The sequence below is a fragment of the Tardiphaga robiniae genome (assembly GCF_013359755.1).
Lineage (GTDB): Bacteria > Pseudomonadota > Alphaproteobacteria > Rhizobiales > Xanthobacteraceae > Tardiphaga > Tardiphaga robiniae.
The window spans coordinates 214,584-230,904 of the sequence record NZ_JABMCJ010000082.1; the positions used below are offsets into that span (position 1 = coordinate 214,584).

The window sequence follows — 16,321 nt, forward strand, 5'->3', positions numbered from 1 at the left end:
GTTTTGACTTGGTCGTCCGTCACCCTGTCCAGGGAGTCTTTCCATCCCAAGATCGGCCGTCTCCTTGCCAGTGGCAGTGCTGGCGCAGATCCGTCCTGCCCGAAGACAGACGTCACCCGTGAAGCGCGTGACGCCGCATCTCCGGCGTCCACCGCATCCAGCCCCGCGAACGTGACGATCGCGCTCGCCCCTCTCATCGGGGCCGGACGAAGGGGAAAATAATCCATATCGGGATATTGTCAATAAGAAATAGGAAAAAATGTTTAATGACGTCTCCCCCCAAAAACTGTCATTCCGGGGCGTGCGCGCATCTTTGCGCGCGCCCCGGAATGACAGCGGGAGCTGAACATGTCGGGATTCCGGGCTCATTCCGGTCCGCTGTGCGGCCCGGCCTGCCCCGGAATGACGTCGCGCGGGTGAGCCCGCGCGACGTCACTTCACCCTTGCGAGAAAATAAGCCAGCTCCACGATCTGCGCTTCGGAGATCGACTGCATCACATCGGCCATGGTGGCATCGTAACCGTGGCGGGAGTTGTCCTTGTATTCGCGCATGGTCTTGGCGAGGTAGTCCTCGCGCTGGTTGGCAATGCGCGGGATATTGTCGCGGCCGGAGAAGTCCGCGTTGTGGCAGCTATCGCAGCGGAATTGCGATGTCAGCGCTTTCGCAGCCTGCATTCGCGCAGGATCGCCCGCTTCCAGTGCGACAGGCTTCGGCAGCGTGGCGAGATAGTCCGAGAACAGGCGCAGATCGTCGTCGGTGAAATCCTTCACCATGTCGTTCATCGGCTCCGCGACACGGAGCTTCTCGCGAAACATGTAGATCTGGATCAGCGAATAAGCCGGCTGCTGCGCACCGAGCGACGGCGTGTTCTCGGTTTCGGAGACACCCTTCTCGCCGTGACAACCGAGGCACGGCGCGGCGCGCTCGGTGATGGGTTCGGCGGCGAAGAGTGGGGACGTCGAGAGAAAAAGAGCTACGATGACGGCAAACGGGCGCATCGGCTTTGAACTTTCTGAATACTGAAACTCCGGCGTGGCGAATTCCTTCTCCCCGCTTGCGGGGAGAAGGTGAAGATGAGGGGGACTCTCACCGCGCTCGGAGCAAGTGGAGAGTCCCCCTCACCCGACTTTCACGCGCTTCGCGCGTTGCAGTCGACCTCTCCCCGCCCGGCGAAGCAAAGCTTCGCTAGGCGGGGAGAGGTGAGAAAACGTCGTCACTTCGCGCCCGCCACCTTCTGCTTGCCATAGGTGATGCGATAGATCGCGCCGTTCCAGTCGTCGGAGACCAGCAGCGATCCGTCCTTCATCTGCAGCACGTCGACGGGGCGGCCGACATATTTGTTGTCCTCGATGAAGCCGGTGAGGAACGGCTCGACGGACTTCACCGTGCCGTCCTTGTTCAGCTTCGCGACAACGACGTCTCCGCCGAGCTTCTGAGTCTTGTTCCAGGAGCCATGGCGCGCGATGAAGATCGCATCCTTATAGGCGGCCGGGAACATCTTGCCGGTGTAGAACCGCATGCCCAGTGCCGCCGTATGCGACCCGAGCAGGCCGACCGGCGCGGTGTAGTCGGCGCAAGACTTGCCCCAGCCGAATTCCGGATCGAGGATATTGCCCTGCAGGCAATATGGCGCGCCGAAGTCTTCACCCGCCTTGGTGACACGGTTGAGTTCATCTTCCGGCACCGCTTCCGACATCCAGTCGCGGCCGTTGTCGGTGAAGTACATCTGCTTGGTGGTCGGATTCCAGTCGAAGCCGACGGTGTTGCGGACACCCTTCACATAGATCTCGGCGCCGGTGCCATCGAGATTCATGCGGCGGATCTGGCCATGGGCCTGGTCATGCAGCACATTGTTGCCGGGCTGGCCGACCGGCACATAGAGCTTGTTGTCCGGGCCGATGCCGATGAACTTCCAGCCATGGGCTTCGTCCTTCGGCAGGTTGTCGTAGATCATGGTCGGCTTCGGCGGATTCTCGAGATTGTCTTCCACCTTGTCGATCTTCGAGATCTTCGACAGTTCGGCGATGTAGAGCGTGCCGTCCTTGAAGGCGAGACCGTTCGGACGATAGAGGCCGGAGGCCAGCACCTTCACCTGCCGCTTGCCGTCATTGTTGATGACCGCGTAGACCTTGTCGACAAGACGGGAGCCAACAAAGACCGTGCCCTTGTCGCCCTCGCGCATCGAGCGCGCATTGGCCATGCCGGCCGCATAGACTTCGATGTTGAAGCCGGCGGGCACTTTCAGTTTGGCAGTCGGCAGCTTGTCGGCGGCGGACGGAATCGGCGGCGGCGCGACGGGCGCGAGCTTGGCTGCGGCAGCGCCATCGGGACGGCCGATCAGCGGCGAGCCGGGCGGCAGCGCAGGCGCGGCGGCAACGGCTGGCGCAGGTGCAGGAGCGGCAGCCTGTGGTGCTGCTGGCGCTGGCGCAGGAGCCGCTGCGGGAGCAGCAGGCGCTGCACTCGGAGCTGCACTTGGCGCGGCTGCAGGAGCCGGTGTTGCAGGTGATGTATCGGACTGCTGGGCAAAAGCGCCGCTTGTAAAGACACCGATGAACGCACCGGCAAGCAATGCCCGGCGCGCGGACGTGTAGACACTCATGGATCTCTCCCCTTTTTTACGGAAGCCTTCTCTGCTCGCAGCACATGAGATGCGCCGCCCCCGAGGCTTTCCGGATCGCACTGTTGGATATTTTTATGTCGCTGCGCAATCAAAACATCACGCGCGAGCAAGCCTGTGCGGATTCCCGCAATCGGCTAGAGCCTTCTCGGTTCTGATAGAATCAGAACCGAGGCTCTGGCTTTTTGTATTGACGCGTTTTCTTGACGCGAACCGGTGCCCACTTCGCTCGACAACGCTCTAATGCCGCGTTGCGGACTCATCGGTGGCATCGAGCAGTGCTTCGGTGAACGGAAATTCAAGCACGATCTCGCCGTCCTTGTCCGTCACCTCAAGCACCGCTTTGAGCAGATCGCTCGGCGTGCCTTCGGAGCGCAGCAATTGCAGGATCATCGACCGCGCCACATCCCAGGCATGATCGGGATCCCGCAGCTCCTCGCCTTCGGGATCGACCACCAGCTCGTCGTTGATGCGTGTGTTGAAGAAATAAAGCGGCATGGCAATTCTCTTGGCACTGGGCTTGGGCGCGGACGCAGAAGACCTCAGACCACGCGAATATCCCGGAAGATGCGGCGGGCTGAGTACGAATCAATGCCTTTCAACCAAAGGCCTTCGCTATCTATGGAACGTTCTCGCCATTGCAATGTTGCAGTGCAATCGATTGTGCATTGCACGCATATTGTACCCCCATCGCTTCACATTGTGATGACGAAGTTGTTGGCGAACCTTTGAGCAGGGATTAGAGTTGTGGTTATGCAGTACCTGACTGCAGAGAAGCGGGAGATAAATATGGCCTGGAAAGCACCGAAGATCGTCGAAGTTGCAGTCGGCATGGAAATCAACATGTACGCCTGCGCAGCGCGCAAGTAAGACTTGAGCTCACGCTAAGATCTTAAGTTTTGGGGGCGCCTTCGTCATTGACGGGCGCCCCGCGTCTTTTTACGAGACGCGAGTTGGCCGGGATTCAGGGCGATCTCATGTTGCGTGTTGTCGTTCTTGGAGCCGCGGCCGGCGGCGGTGTTCCGCAATGGAATTGCGGATGCCGGATTTGTCGTGCGGCGCGCGATGAGCGGCCAGACTTGCGGAGCGGTCAGGCCTCGATCGCGGTGTCGGCCGACAATGCCAACTGGTTCCTGATCAATGCCTCGCCCGACCTGCGACAACAGGTCACCGATACGCCCCAGCTTCACCCCCACCCCGATCATGTCAGACACTCGCCGATCGCGGGCGTGATCCTCACCAATGGCGAGGTCGATGCGGTGGCCGGGCTCTTGTCGATGCGGGAAGGTTCGCCATTTACAATCTATGCGCACACACGTGTGCTGGCGATCCTGAAAGCCAACAGCATTTTCAACGTGCTCTCGGACAAGAACGTGCGCCGCGACGCCATCGAGATTGATACGTCTTTCGAACCGAAGCTGCAGGATGGCGCGCCGTCCGGCCTGGAGGTGCTGCCTTTCGTCGTGCCCGGCAAAAGCGCGTGGTATCTCGAAGGCCAGGCACATCCGGCCGGTGAGGATGGCGACGGCGATACGCTGGGTCTGCGGATTGCCGAGAAGGCCACCGGCAAGCATTTCTATTTCATTGCGGCCTGCGCGCGGGTGACGCCCGAACTGAAGACGCGCATCTCCGGCGCCCCGCTGGTGTTCTTCGACGGCACCGTGTGGCGCGACGACGAATTGATCGCCGCAGGATTGGGCCATAAGACCGGCCAGAGCATGGGGCATCTGTCGATGTCCGGCACGGATGGCGCGATCAGCGAACTGGCCGATGCCGGCATCGCCAGAAAGTTCTTTCTGCACATCAACAATTCGAACCCGGCGCTGCTGCATGATTCCACCGAGCGCGCCGCATTGACCACCGCCGGCTGGCAAATCCCCGGCAATGGCATGGAGATCACGCTGTGAACGCCCCAGGTGCTACCATGACAAGTGCAAACATGATCGGCGCCAACGCCATTTCCGCCTATTCGATTTCGCCAGGCGTGCCGCTGGACAATGCCGCGCAACTCGAAGAGACGCTGCGCCATATCGGCGCGACGCGCTATCACAGCCTGCATCCGTTTCATAAATTGTTGCACGGCGGCAAGCTCAACAAGGGCCAGGTGCAGGCCTGGGCGCTGAACCGCTACTATTATCAGAGCACGATCCCCATCAAGGACGCCGTGGTGATCTCGCGCTTCCGCGACCGGGCGACACGCGTGGAATGGCGGCACCGCATCGAGGATCACGACGGTGATACCGGCGCCGAAGGCGGCATCGAGCGCTGGCTGAAGCTGACCGAAGGGCTCGGTCTCGACTCAGCCTATGTGGAATCCACCGAAGGCATTTTACCGGCGACGCGTTTCGCCGTGGAGGCCTATGTGCATTTCGTGCGTGACAAGACGCCGCTCGAGGCCATCGCCTCGTCGCTGACGGAACTGTTCGCCCCCAACCTGCATGAAGAGCGCATCTCTGGCATGCTGAAGCATTATGATTTCGTCAATCCGGACATCATGAGCTATTTCAGCCGCCGCCTGACCCAGGCGCCGCGCGATGCCGGCTTTGCGCTGGATTACGTCAAGCAGCACGCCAACACCCCGGCCGAGCGCCGCGCGGTTTGCAATGCACTGATCTTCAAGACCAATGTGTTGTGGGTGCAGCTCGATGCGCTGTATCATGCCTATGTCGATGGCCATGTGCCGCCGGGCGCGTTCGTCCCGGCCAAGTAAGAAGGCAACGATGACGGAGTTGCGCAGCAATCGTCGGATCAGTGTCAGCGAGGCCAGCAAGCCGATCTTGCCGCGCCACGCCCGGCTGAAGTTCGACGAGACGCGCCAGCGCTGGGTGATCCTGGCGCCGGAGCGTGTGCTGGCGCCGGACGATATCGCCGTGGAAATCCTGCAACTCTGTGACGGCGCACGCAGCGTGGCCGATATCATCGATCTCCTGGTGGCCAAATATGCCGCGCCGCGCGACGATATCGGCACCGATGTTCTCGCGATGCTGCAGGATCTCGCCGACAAGGGCTTTCTCACGCAAGCGCGGGAGAAGACAGCATGAGTCCCACCCTCACCGACGCCAGTCCGGTCTTCACCGATCCCGCCGACAGTCTCGCGATCATGGAGCGCACGCGCTCGACGGCTGAGACCTTCGGCATTCCCCTTGCCGTGCTGGCCGAACTCACCCATCGCTGCCCGCTGCAATGTCCATACTGCTCCAATCCCGTGGAGCTCGACCGCGGCAGCACCGAGCTGACCACCGACGAATGGAAGAAGGTACTGTCCGAGCTCGCCGAAATCGGCGTGCTGCAGATCCACTTCTCCGGCGGCGAGCCGACCGCGCGCAAGGACATCGTCGAGCTGGTCCAGCACGCGACGGATGTGGGCCTGTATTCCAATCTCATCACCTCGGCCGTGCTGCTGACGCGCGACAAGCTCGCAGCGCTCGCCGATGCCGGGCTATGCCATGTACAGATCAGCTTCCAGGGCAATGAGCCCGTGGTTGCCGACCGCGTCGGCGGCTATCGCAATGGCCACGCGAAGAAGCTCGAAGTCGCCAGATGGACGCGCGAGCTCGATCTGCCGCTGACCGTAAATGCGGTGATGCACCGGCAGAACCTGCATCAGCTCGCCGACATCATCCAGATGGCGGTCGATCTCGACGCCGACCGGCTGGAGGTCGCGAATGTGCAGTATTACGGCTGGGCGCTGAAGAACCGCGCCGCCCTGATGCCGACCATCGATCAGATCGACGAGACCAGCCGCATCGTCGAGGATGCGCAGCTGCGCCTGAAGGGCATTCTCGATATCGACTATGTCGTGCCGGACTATTACGCGCTGCGGCCGAAGAAGTGCATGGGCGGCTGGGGCCGGCAGTTCTTCAACATCTCTCCATCAGGCAAGATCCTGCCGTGCCATGCCGCCGAGACCATCACCGGGATGGAATTCGAATCCGTGCGCTCCAATCATTCGATCGCCTGGATCTGGCAGAATTCCGAAGCCTTCAACCGCTATCGCGGCACCGGCTGGATGCCCGAGCCGTGCCAGAGCTGCGCATTCAAGGAGATCGACTTCGGCGGCTGCCGTTGCCAGGCCTTCGCGCTGACCGGCGACGCCGGCAATACCGACCCCGCCTGCACGCTGTCGCCTGTTCACGCCGAAATCTTCAAACTGGCCGCGACGGAATCCACTGAGGGCCGCGACCGCTTCATCTATCGCAACTTCAAAGGCGGCACGCTGGAGCCGGACGCGGACCACGTTCATGGCCGCTGACGTCCCCGCCCCGGTGAATGCGGACCTGTTCGCGCCGCTGACCTCGGAACATTTCGATGTCGGCGACGGCCACGCAATCCATGTGGAGAGCGTCGGCCGCAGCGACGGCATTCCCGCGGTCTATCTGCATGGCGGCCCCGGCTCCGGCTGCCAGCCCGATCACCGCCGGCTGTTCGATCCGCAGCGCTTTCACACCGTGTTGTTCGATCAGCGCGGCGCCGGCCGCAGCAAGCCCAAAGGGCTGCGCGAGGCGAACACGCTGCCGCATCTGATCGCGGATATGGAAACGATCCGCACCCAATTCGGCTTCGACAAATGGCTCGTGGTCGGCGGCTCCTGGGGCGCGACGCTGGCGCTGGCCTATGCGCAGGCCCATCCCGAACGCGTGACCGGCATCGTGCTGCGCGCAACCTTTCTCGGCACGCGGGAAGAATTGCACGATGTCTTCAACGTCATGCTGCCGCGGCATTATCCCGGCCTGCATGGAGATTTTCTGAGCGCCCTTGCCGAAGCCGAGCGCGCCGATCCGCTGCCGAACTTCTATCGCCGCATTCTCGATGCCGATCCGGCCGTGCATGTCCCGGCGATCCGCGCCTGGGGCGGCACCGAAGCCATCCTCTCGGAAATCGCGCCGAAGCGCACACGGCTCGACCTTGCCGAGCTTGGCAACCAGACGCGGCCGATGCCGGCCACGCCGGCGATGGAAGCGCATTACTTCCAGCATGACTGCTTCATGCGGCCGCAGCAGCTCATGGAAGACGCCGGCAGACTCACCGGCATTCCCGGCGTCATCATTCAGGGCCGTTACGACTTCCTCTGCCCGCCCGCGACATCGCATGCCCTGGCCAGGCGCTGGACCGATGCCGAGGTACGCATCGTTGAAGGCGCCGGTCACAGCCTGTATGACCCCGGCATGCGCGATGCGGTCATGAAGGCCATCGCCGATGTCGCGTCGAAACTGAAATAGGACTTCTGGAATGCCGATCAAAGGCACGGGAATGTTGATGACGTCGATGGACATCGACGCCAGCCATGAGCAGGAATTCAACGCGTGGTACGACCGCGAGCATCTTGCCGAGCGCGTCGCCATCGAGGGCTTCAATGAGGCGAGGCGCTATGTGGCCGTGAATGCCAGGCCGAAATATCTCGGCCTGTATTCAACCGCGGCATTCGACGTGTTGGACAGTGATGCCTATCGCACGGCGCTGGCGAACCAGACCAAGTGGTCGCTGACCAATATCGGCCGTTTCCAGAACATGCTGCGTTCGGTGGCGCGGATCACCGTGAGCCGCGGTCAGGGCCGCGGCGCGGCGCTCGGGCTGGTGCGCATCCGGCCACCCGCCGAAGGCGCTGACAAACTGCGCAGCGCCATCGAAGCGCAGCTCGATCCGGGCGATATCAACGGCATCATTTCGATGCATCTGATGGAAAGCGATCCCCGCCTCTCGAAGCCGCTGACCGACGATCCTGCCGCGCCCAATCCTGCGGCGCGCGACTGGTATGTGATGATCGACGGCACCGATGTCGACGCCGTCGCTGCGACCATGAAGGGCCGCTTCGATGCAGCTATCACAGCGGCCTCGGCAGAGCTGATTTCCGAGGGGACCTACCGGCTGATGTGGGATCTAGCGAAGAGCGATCTTTGACCGGCAATCTTGATTGAACGCATGGTACCGCTGACGCGACCAAGGTGAACTGGCCCGCAACGGGCCGCCTCACCTTGCGAGATGTCGATGACCATCCGTGTGCTGTCCCTTCTGGTTCTCACCGCCACTCTGACCATCGGCGGGCCGCTGGCGCGCGCCGAGGACGAGCCGGTCAAGGTCGATGCGGTGAAGGCAGCCGAATTCAACAAGCGCATGTTTGCCGGCCCGCTGGGTCCGAAGCTGACCTATGCGTGTTTCGTCCGGCGCTATGACGCCGAGCATCTGGCGCGACATCCCAAACAGAAGGTCAGCACCATGAAGCTGCTGGTCGTCGCCGGGCATCCGCCCGAGGAAAGCTACACGCCCTACTCGTTCCGGCTCGGCTTCAAATATCGCCATCGCAAGGGCGACTGGGATTCCAGCGGTTCTTGCGGCCAGATCCAGGACACCGACAAGGGCCAGGAGGTGAAGTTCGCGTGCAGCGTCGATTGCGATGGCGGCGGCATTGCGATCGGCCTGGCCAAAGACATCGACGCGACGCTGGTCCGTGTCGAGCGCGTCCGCATCTGGCAGAACAGCAAGCCCGATGAAGAACCCGGCGCCGACGCGCTCACCGGCGGCGAAGACGACAAGATTTTCCGGCTCGACCGCACGAGTCTGAAGGAGTGTGAGTCGTTGATCACGGACCGCAAGGAACTCGCGGCGATGCGCAGCAAGTGAGCGTGATTGACATCCAATCGGAGCGAGCCATGAATCGACGCAGCCTATTGTGGACCGCTCTGTCGTCGATCGGCGCGGGACTGGTCGCCTCGCAGGCCAGCGCGGCAGCGACTGACGCAAAGCCACCTGCCAAGCTCAAGGTCGTCTATCACCTCGCCGATGCCGACAGGGTGAATTTCGCCCTCGGCAATATCCAGAACCACTTCGACGGCGTCGGCGGCCCCGACAACGTTACCATCGCACTGGTCGTGCTCGGCCCGGCGCTGAAGTCATTTGCCCGGGCTTCCACCAATCCCGACATTACCGCGCGGGTCGGCAAATTCACCAAGGCAGGCCTGCAACTGGCCGCCTGCAGCAACACCATGAAGGCGCAGGATGTGACGCTGGACGGCCTGCTGCCGGGCTTCACCATCGCCGACCGCGGCGGTGTGGTCCGGATCGCGGAGCTGCAGGCGCAGGGCTATCTGTATATTCGGCCTTAGCCATCGCTTCGGACGAGTATGTTGGAAATTAGAACTCGTCATGCCCGGGCTTGACCCGGGCATCCATCTTTTACGTCCGCTGGCGGAAGTTGGATGGCCGGGTCAAGCCCGGCCATGACGTGGAGAGATTTGAGCGCCTGTCAAACCGACGCACAAAATTTGCACAATTGTCATGCCGCCGGGCCAATCTGGCGAACACGGAATTGCGATCCGGCTCCCGCGCCCTGAATGGAACCGTTCGGCTTGCCATGCGTATGGGTTTGGGGCGATCATTGGAACTGGGCCGCGGAACGTTTCGCGCGGCGATCGGCCTTTTGATAATTGTAAGCAGAACAAGGCATCATGAATCCCGTTAAAGCACTCGAATCTCACGGTCAGGCCGTCTGGCTGGACTTCCTCGCCCGCGGCTTCGTCGCCAAAGGCGACCTCAAGAAGCTGATCGACACTGACGCCGTGAAGGGCGTGACGTCGAACCCGGCGATCTTCGAGAAGGCGATCGGAAGTTCGGACGAATATGATGCCCCGATTGCCGAGGCGTTGAAGTCCGGCGACAAGTCGCCTGCCGACCTGTTCGAGCACATTGCCGTCGAGGACATCCAGCACGCCGCCGATGTGCTGAAGCCGGTCTATGACAAGATGAAGGGCGATGATGGTTTCGTCAGCCTGGAAGTCTCGCCCTATCTCGCCAATGACACCAAGGGCACGGTCACTGAGGCGGAGCGCCTGTGGGCGAGCGTCAAGCGCCCAAACCTGATGGTGAAGGTGCCGGCAACGCCGGAGGGGCTGCCCGCGATCCAGCAACTGATCGGCGAAGGCATCAGCATCAATGTGACGCTGCTGTTCGCGCAGAAGACCTATGTGGAGGTCGCCGAGGCCTATCTCAACGGTCTCGAAAAGTATGTCGCCGGGGGCGGCGATCCCTCGCATGTGGCCAGCGTCGCCTCTTTCTTCGTCAGCCGCATCGACGCGCAGGTCGACAAGCAACTCGACGACAAGATCGCCAAGGCCAATGACCCATCCGAGAAGGCGCGGCTCAAGGACCTCAAGGGCAAGGTCGCCATCGCCAATGCCAAACTCGCCTATCAGGAATATCTGAAACTGTTTGCCGGCCCGCGTTGGGAGAAACTGGCTGCCAAAGGCGCCAAGCCGCAGCGGCTGCTCTGGGCCTCCACCGGCGTGAAGAGCAAGGACTATCGCGACACGCTCTATGTGGAAGAGCTGATCGGGAAGAACACCGTCAACACTGTGCCGCCCGCCACGCTGGACGCGTTCCGCGACCACGGCGAGGTGCGCGACAGCCTCGAAGAGAATGTCAAGGATGCGAAGAAGGTGCTCGCCGATCTCGCCAAGACCGGCATTTCGCTCGATGCGATTACGACGCATCTCGTCGAGGACGGCGTCAAACTGTTCGCTGACGCCGCCGACAAGCTGTACGGCGCGGTGGCGCACAAGCGCGCGACATCGCTTGGTGGTGGCATCGGCGCGCAGAAGCTGGCGCTGGGCGACGGCATCACGAAGAAGGTCGCAACCTCCACCGAAGAGTGGCGTGCGTCTGCGAAGATCCGCCGGCTCTGGCACAAGGACAAATCGGTCTGGACCGGCGCGGACGAAGACAAGTGGCTGGGCTGGCTGAACAGCGCTTTTGCCGAGAAGGCCAAGCTCGCCGACTACAACGACTTCGCCAATTGGGTGAAGGCGCAGGGATTCACCGATGCGGTGGTGCTCGGCATGGGCGGCTCGAGCCTCGGGCCGGAAGTGCTGGCGCAGACCTTCGCCAAGGTGTCGGGATTCCCGAAACTACATGTGCTGGATTCCACCGATCCCGCACAGGTGCGCGCCATGGGCGCTGCAGTGACCATTGCCAAGACGCTGTTCATCGTCTCCAGCAAGTCCGGCGGCACCACCGAGCCGAACGTGATGAAGAACTATTTCTTCGACGAGGTGACCAACGCGGTCGGCGCCGACAAGGCCGGATCGCACTTCGTCGCCGTCACCGATCCCGGCTCATCGCTGGAGAAGGTCGCGAAGACCCAAAAGTTTGCACGCATCTTCCATGGCGATCCCACCATCGGCGGGCGCTATTCGGTGCTGTCGCCGTTCGGCCTGGTGCCGGCGGCTGCCGCGGGCGTCGATCTCACCAAACTGCTCGACCTCACGCTGTCGATGGTCCGCTCCTGCGGACCGGACGTGCCACCCGCTGAAAATCCCGGCGTCCAGCTCGGCCTTGCCATGGGCAATGCCGGGCTCGACGGCCGCGACAAGGTCACGATCTTGTCCTCGAAGAAAATCGCCGATTTCGGCGCATGGGCCGAACAGCTCATCGCCGAATCCACCGGCAAGGATGGCAAGGGCCTGATCCCGATCGATGGCGAGACGCTGGGCGAGCCCTCCGTCTATGGCACCGATCGCTTCTTTATCGATCTGCGCACATCAGGCGAAGACGACAAGGGACATGACGACAGACTGGCCGCGCTGGAGAAGGCGGGCCATCCCGTCGCGCGCATCGTGATGCCGTCCATCGATCATCTCGGCCAGGAATTCTTCCGCTTCGAAATCGCGACAGCCGTCGCGGGATCGATTCTGGGCATTAACCCGTTCAACCAGCCAGATGTGGAAGCCGCCAAGATCAAGACGCGCGAGCTGACGGAAGCCTTCGAGAAGACCGGCGCGCTGCCGCCGGAGACGCCGGTGGTGTCGTCAAAGGAAGCCGATCTCTATACCGACGATAGCAATGCCGAACTGCTGAAGAAGGCCGGCGCCAATGGCGATCTGACCTCGTGGCTGAAGGCGCATTTCCGCCGCGTCACGCCCGGCGATTACGTGGCCCTGCTGGCCTATGTCGAACGCGATAGCGCGCATATCGACACGCTGCAGCAGATGCGGATGGCGGTGCGCGACAAGAAGAAGGTCGCGACCTGCGCCGAATTCGGCCCCCGCTTCCTGCACTCGACGGGTCAGGCCTATAAAGGCGGGCCGGATACCGGTGTCTTCCTGCAGATCACCGCGGACGATGCCAAGGATCTCGCCATCCCGGATTACCGGGCGTCGTTCGGTGTCATCAAGGCGGCACAGGCGCGTGGTGACTTCGGCGTACTCACGGATCGCAATCGTCGCGCTTTGCGCATCCATCTCAAGGGCGATCTCAAGGCCGGACTTGCTGTTCTCGACAAGGCGATGACTGCCGCATTGAACTAAACGACGATCCGCATGGCCCGGACATTGCTTCGGGTCATGCGCAATCAATAAAGGACATCACACAATGCAGCTCGGCATGATCGGTCTCGGCCGAATGGGCGGAAATATTGTCCGCCGCCTGATGAAGAACGGTCACACCGCGGTCGTCTATGACAAGGACGCCAAGGCCGTCAGCGGCCTCGCCTCCGAAGGTGCCACCGGCGGATCGTCGCTCGAAGATTTCGTCAAGAAGCTCGACAAGCCCCGCGCGGTCTGGGTGATGCTGCCCGCCGGCAAGATCACCGAAACCACCATCGACGCGCTGACCAGGCTGCTGGAGCCGGGCGACACCGTTATCGATGGCGGCAACACCTTCTGGCAGGACGACGTCCGCCGCGGCAAGGCGCTGAAGGAAAAGGGCCTGTTCTATATCGACGTCGGCACGTCCGGCGGCGTCTGGGGCATCGATCGCGGCTACTGCATGATGATCGGCGGTGAAAAGAGCGTCGTCGATCGGCTCGATCCGATCTTCAAGACACTGGCCCCGGGGATCGGCGACATTCCGCGTACGCCGGGCCGCGACAACAGCGATCCGCGCATCGAGAATGGCTATATCCATGCCGGCCCGGTCGGCGCCGGGCACTTCGTCAAGATGGTCCATAATGGCATCGAATACGGACTGATGCAGGCCTATGCCGAAGGCTTCGACATCATGAAGAACGCCAATATCGAGGCGCTCCCGGAGGCGCATCGCTTCGATTTGAATTTGCCTGACATCGCCGAAGTGTGGCGCCGCGGCAGCGTGATCCCGTCATGGCTGCTCGACCTTACCTCCTCCGCGCTCGCCAAGAACGAGACGCTTGATACTTACTCAGGCTTCGTCGAGGATTCTGGCGAAGGCCGCTGGACGGTGAATGCCGCCATCGACGAGGCAGTTCCCGCCGAAGTGCTAACGGCGGCGCTGTTTGCGCGGTTCCGTTCGCGCAAGGAGCACACATTTGCAGAGAAGATTCTATCCGCGATGCGCGCCGGTTTCGGCGGCCACAAAGAGCCCGATCAGCATCCGGATCCAAAACGGCAGGACGCGCCTGATATCATCAAGCCAAAGGCGTAGCCCGCATGACCGAGATACAAGCTCCAGGCCCTGTCAAATCCAAGAAGAAGCCAGACCCTTGCGCATTCGTGATCTTCGGCGTCACCGGCGATCTCGCCCACCGGCTGGTCATCGCGGCGCTTTATAACCTGCAGGCGGCCGATCTTCTGCCGGAGAAATTCTGCGTCGTCGGCATCGCCCGCAAGGACATGACCGGCGCGGAACTCCGCGACGACCTGATGAAGGGCCTGAAGCAATATGCGACGCGCCCGGTTGACGACGCCATCGCGCAGAAGCTGCTCAATTGCGTCACCTGTATCGAAGCCGATCCGAGCGAGCCGGAATCCTTCGATCGCATGCGCGACCAGCTCGACAAACTCGAGGAAGCACGCGGCACCGGGGGCAATCGCCTATTCTATCTGGCAACGCCGCCGTCGGCCTTCGCGCCGATCGCGCGTCAGCTCGGCCGCACCGGCATGCTGAAGGAAAACGGCTCGTGGCGTCGCCTCGTGGTCGAGAAGCCGTTCGGCACGGACCTTGAATCAGCGAAGAAGCTGAACAATGAACTGCTCGGCCTGATGAACGAGCAGCAGATCTACCGGATCGATCACTATCTCGGCAAGGAGACGGTGCAGAATATCCTGGTGCTGCGCTTTGCCAATGGCATGTTCGAGCCGATCTGGAATCGCAACCATATCGATCACGTGCAGATTACCGTGGACGAGAAACTCGGCGTCGGCCATCGCGGCTCGTTCTATGACGCCACCGGCGCGCTACGCGACATGGTGCCGAACCATCTGTTCCAGCTGCTGTCGCTGGTGGCCATGGAGCCGCCCGCGCGGTTCGAGGCTAATGCGGTTCGCTCCGAGAAGGCCGAAGTGCTCGCCGCCGTCACCACGCAGACCGAGGCCGAAGCACTGCAGAATTCGGTTCGCGCGCAATATGTCGCCGGCCATGTGGGCGATACCGACATTGGTGACTATCTGAAGACCAAAGACGTCAAGGATGGCAGCACCACCGAGACCTATGCAGCGATGAAGCTGTCGATCGACAACTGGCGCTGGGCCGGCGTTCCCTTTTATCTGCGCACCGGCAAGGCACTTGGTATCAAACGCACCGAAGTGGCGATCAAGTTCAAGCAAGCGCCCTTCGCCATGTTCCGTGACATGTCGGTGGAAAGCCTCGCCGAGAACTTTCTCGTTATCGCGGTGGAGCCGAATGAAGGCATCTCGCTGAAGTTCAACACCAAGGTGCCCGGCCCTGCGGTGGAGATCGACGGCGTCGAGATGAAGTTCCGCTACAAGGATTACTTCCAGGCCGCGCCGGCGACAGGCTACGAGACGCTGATCTATGACTGCATGATCGGCGACAACATCCTGTTCCAGCGGGCCGACAGCGTGGAAGCCGGCTGGCGTGCCGTACAGCCGTTCCTCGATGCCTGGAAGAAGGCCGGCAAGGATGGGCTCAAGACCTACAACGCCGGCAGCGAAGGTCCCGAGGAAGCCAACGACCTGCTCAAGCGCGATGGTCGTAGCTGGCGCGTGCTGAGCTGACGCCATGACAGCGCCCAATCGCCATATCGTCGTGGTCGAGGATGCAGTGGCTCTCGCCGAGGCCGCAGCCGACCGGCTGATCGAGCGCATCGAGGCCAATCCCGGTCGCATCGCCATCTGCATGACTGGCGGATCGAGCCCGAAGCGGCTCTATGAATTACTCGCCACCGAACCCTATCGCAGCGAAATCCCCTGGGATCGCGTACACTGGTTCATCGGCGACGACCGCTTCGTTTCTTCAAGCGACCCGCTCAACAACATGAGTATGGCGCGAACTGCGTTTCTGGATGCATGCGCGCCACTTGCGAATGTGCACCCGATCAAGACCGATGCGGCGAATCCGGATGACGCGGCGGCGCTCTATGCGCGCGAACTGCAGTCCTTCTACGGCACCCACAAGCTCGATAAAGCCAAACCGCTGTTCGATCTCGTATTGCTCGGCGTCGGCCCCGATGGCCACGTGGCGTCGCTGTTTCCCGGATATCCCGGCATCGAGATCAAGGACCGCTGGGTAGTCGGCGTGCCCGAAGCGCATGTAAAGCCGTTCGTGCCGCGCGTCAGCCTGACGCTGCCGGCCCTGGCCTCATGCCGAGAGATGCTGTTCCTGATGAGCGGCGAGGACAAGCGCGCAATCCTGACGCGCGTGCTGAAGGGCGAGGATCTGCCAGCCAATCGCGCGCGGTCGGACGGCGAAACCGTATGGCTGTGCGACAAGGCCGCCCTGCCGGACGACGCGCGTGGCTGACACCGCGCCCAAGACTCTGGCACCCAAGATCCTGGCAC

General features: G+C 62.0%; 16 protein-coding genes. 13 read left to right on the forward strand and 3 right to left on the reverse strand.

What is annotated here, in order from left to right; genetic code table 11:
• Positions 1–432: 432 nt before the first annotated feature.
• The 3 genes from HP556_RS12905 to HP556_RS12915 form a co-directional block, all read right to left on the reverse strand.
• On the reverse strand, positions 433–999 hold the full coding sequence (locus HP556_RS12905) for a c-type cytochrome (protein ID WP_175367257.1): 567 nt from the start codon (positions 997–999) through the stop codon (positions 433–435).
• Between the two features lie 215 nt (positions 1,000–1,214).
• On the reverse strand, positions 1,215–2,600 hold the full coding sequence (locus HP556_RS12910) for a PQQ-dependent sugar dehydrogenase (RefSeq protein WP_246297665.1): 1,386 nt from the start codon (positions 2,598–2,600) through the stop codon (positions 1,215–1,217).
• 258 nt (positions 2,601–2,858) lie between these two features.
• Positions 2,859–3,116 carry a DUF6894 family protein gene (locus tag HP556_RS12915; protein ID WP_089267437.1) on the reverse strand — a complete coding sequence of 86 codons (258 nt, stop codon included), beginning with the start codon at positions 3,114–3,116 and terminating at the stop codon, positions 2,859–2,861.
• Between the two features lie 291 nt (positions 3,117–3,407).
• Here HP556_RS12915 and pqqA point away from each other — a divergent pair, with 291 nt between their 5' ends.
• From pqqA to pgl, 13 genes are all read left to right on the forward strand, one after another.
• A complete protein-coding gene (gene pqqA / locus HP556_RS12920) occupies positions 3,408–3,488 on the forward strand; it encodes a pyrroloquinoline quinone precursor peptide PqqA (protein ID WP_089267584.1) in 81 nt (26 codons plus the stop codon).
• 107 nt (positions 3,489–3,595) lie between these two features.
• Complete coding sequence (pqqB, locus tag HP556_RS12925; RefSeq protein ID WP_175367304.1) at positions 3,596–4,525, forward strand: pyrroloquinoline quinone biosynthesis protein PqqB; 930 nt, start codon at positions 3,596–3,598, stop codon at positions 4,523–4,525.
• Between the two features lie 32 nt (positions 4,526–4,557).
• On the forward strand, positions 4,558–5,328 hold the full coding sequence (gene pqqC / locus HP556_RS12930) for a pyrroloquinoline-quinone synthase PqqC (RefSeq protein WP_420878663.1): 771 nt from the start codon (positions 4,558–4,560) through the stop codon (positions 5,326–5,328).
• Positions 5,329–5,338: 10 nt separating this feature from the next.
• Complete coding sequence (gene pqqD, locus HP556_RS12935; RefSeq protein WP_175367259.1) at positions 5,339–5,659, forward strand: pyrroloquinoline quinone biosynthesis peptide chaperone PqqD; 321 nt, start codon at positions 5,339–5,341, stop codon at positions 5,657–5,659.
• Complete coding sequence (gene pqqE / locus HP556_RS12940; RefSeq protein ID WP_175367260.1) at positions 5,656–6,870, forward strand: pyrroloquinoline quinone biosynthesis protein PqqE; 1,215 nt, start codon at positions 5,656–5,658, stop codon at positions 6,868–6,870. The genes pqqD and pqqE overlap by 4 nt, the downstream gene beginning before the upstream one ends.
• Positions 6,860–7,837, forward strand: a complete 978-nt coding sequence (pip, locus tag HP556_RS12945) for a prolyl aminopeptidase (RefSeq protein ID WP_175367261.1) — start codon at positions 6,860–6,862, stop codon at positions 7,835–7,837. The genes pqqE and pip overlap by 11 nt, the downstream gene beginning before the upstream one ends.
• Positions 7,838–7,847: 10 nt before the next feature.
• Positions 7,848–8,516, forward strand: coding sequence for a DUF4286 family protein (locus HP556_RS12950; protein WP_175367262.1), 669 nt, complete (start codon positions 7,848–7,850; stop codon positions 8,514–8,516).
• A gap of 87 nt (positions 8,517–8,603) precedes the next feature.
• Complete coding sequence (locus HP556_RS12955) at positions 8,604–9,236, forward strand: hypothetical protein (protein WP_175367263.1); 633 nt, start codon at positions 8,604–8,606, stop codon at positions 9,234–9,236.
• A gap of 29 nt (positions 9,237–9,265) precedes the next feature.
• A complete protein-coding gene (locus tag HP556_RS12960; RefSeq protein WP_175367264.1) occupies positions 9,266–9,718 on the forward strand; it encodes a DsrE family protein in 453 nt (150 codons plus the stop codon).
• 342 nt (positions 9,719–10,060) lie between these two features.
• Positions 10,061–12,913, forward strand: a complete 2,853-nt coding sequence (locus HP556_RS12965) for a bifunctional transaldolase/phosoglucose isomerase (RefSeq protein WP_175367265.1) — start codon at positions 10,061–10,063, stop codon at positions 12,911–12,913.
• 64 nt (positions 12,914–12,977) lie between these two features.
• Positions 12,978–14,006 carry a phosphogluconate dehydrogenase (NAD(+)-dependent, decarboxylating) gene (gene gnd / locus HP556_RS12970; RefSeq protein WP_175367266.1) on the forward strand — a complete coding sequence of 343 codons (1,029 nt, stop codon included), beginning with the start codon at positions 12,978–12,980 and terminating at the stop codon, positions 14,004–14,006.
• A 5-nt stretch (positions 14,007–14,011) separates the two neighbouring features.
• Positions 14,012–15,538, forward strand: coding sequence for a glucose-6-phosphate dehydrogenase (zwf, locus tag HP556_RS12975; protein ID WP_175367267.1), 1,527 nt, complete (start codon positions 14,012–14,014; stop codon positions 15,536–15,538).
• Positions 15,539–15,542: 4 nt separating this feature from the next.
• Entirely contained in the window at positions 15,543–16,283 is a 741-nt protein-coding gene (gene pgl, locus HP556_RS12980; protein ID WP_175367268.1) for a 6-phosphogluconolactonase, read from the forward strand.
• The last annotated feature ends 38 nt before the right edge of the window (positions 16,284–16,321 follow it).

What these genes read in the sequence shown, in the direction of transcription:
- pip (WP_175367261.1), top strand. Translation starts at nt 6,860, where the DNA reads ATGGCCGCTGACGTCCCCGCCCCGGTGAATGCGGACCTGTTCGCGCCG.
- HP556_RS12950 (WP_175367262.1), top strand. Translation starts at nt 7,848, where the DNA reads ATGCCGATCAAAGGCACGGGAATGTTGATGACGTCGATGGACATCGAC.
- pqqB (WP_175367304.1), top strand. Translation starts at nt 3,596, where the DNA reads ATGTTGCGTGTTGTCGTTCTTGGAGCCGCGGCCGGCGGCGGTGTTCCG.
- HP556_RS12960 (WP_175367264.1), top strand. Translation starts at nt 9,266, where the DNA reads ATGAATCGACGCAGCCTATTGTGGACCGCTCTGTCGTCGATCGGCGCG.
- HP556_RS12910 (WP_246297665.1), bottom strand. Translation starts at nt 2,600, where the DNA reads ATGAGTGTCTACACGTCCGCGCGCCGGGCATTGCTTGCCGGTGCGTTC.
- HP556_RS12955 (WP_175367263.1), top strand. Translation starts at nt 8,604, where the DNA reads ATGACCATCCGTGTGCTGTCCCTTCTGGTTCTCACCGCCACTCTGACC.
- pqqA (WP_089267584.1), top strand. Translation starts at nt 3,408, where the DNA reads ATGGCCTGGAAAGCACCGAAGATCGTCGAAGTTGCAGTCGGCATGGAA.
- HP556_RS12905 (WP_175367257.1), bottom strand. Translation starts at nt 999, where the DNA reads ATGCGCCCGTTTGCCGTCATCGTAGCTCTTTTTCTCTCGACGTCCCCA.
- pqqC (WP_420878663.1), top strand. Translation starts at nt 4,558, where the DNA reads ATGATCGGCGCCAACGCCATTTCCGCCTATTCGATTTCGCCAGGCGTG.
- pgl (WP_175367268.1), top strand. Translation starts at nt 15,543, where the DNA reads ATGACAGCGCCCAATCGCCATATCGTCGTGGTCGAGGATGCAGTGGCT.
- HP556_RS12965 (WP_175367265.1), top strand. Translation starts at nt 10,061, where the DNA reads ATGAATCCCGTTAAAGCACTCGAATCTCACGGTCAGGCCGTCTGGCTG.
- pqqE (WP_175367260.1), top strand. Translation starts at nt 5,656, where the DNA reads ATGAGTCCCACCCTCACCGACGCCAGTCCGGTCTTCACCGATCCCGCC.
- HP556_RS12915 (WP_089267437.1), bottom strand. Translation starts at nt 3,116, where the DNA reads ATGCCGCTTTATTTCTTCAACACACGCATCAACGACGAGCTGGTGGTC.
- pqqD (WP_175367259.1), top strand. Translation starts at nt 5,339, where the DNA reads ATGACGGAGTTGCGCAGCAATCGTCGGATCAGTGTCAGCGAGGCCAGC.
- zwf (WP_175367267.1), top strand. Translation starts at nt 14,012, where the DNA reads ATGACCGAGATACAAGCTCCAGGCCCTGTCAAATCCAAGAAGAAGCCA.
- gnd (WP_175367266.1), top strand. Translation starts at nt 12,978, where the DNA reads ATGCAGCTCGGCATGATCGGTCTCGGCCGAATGGGCGGAAATATTGTC.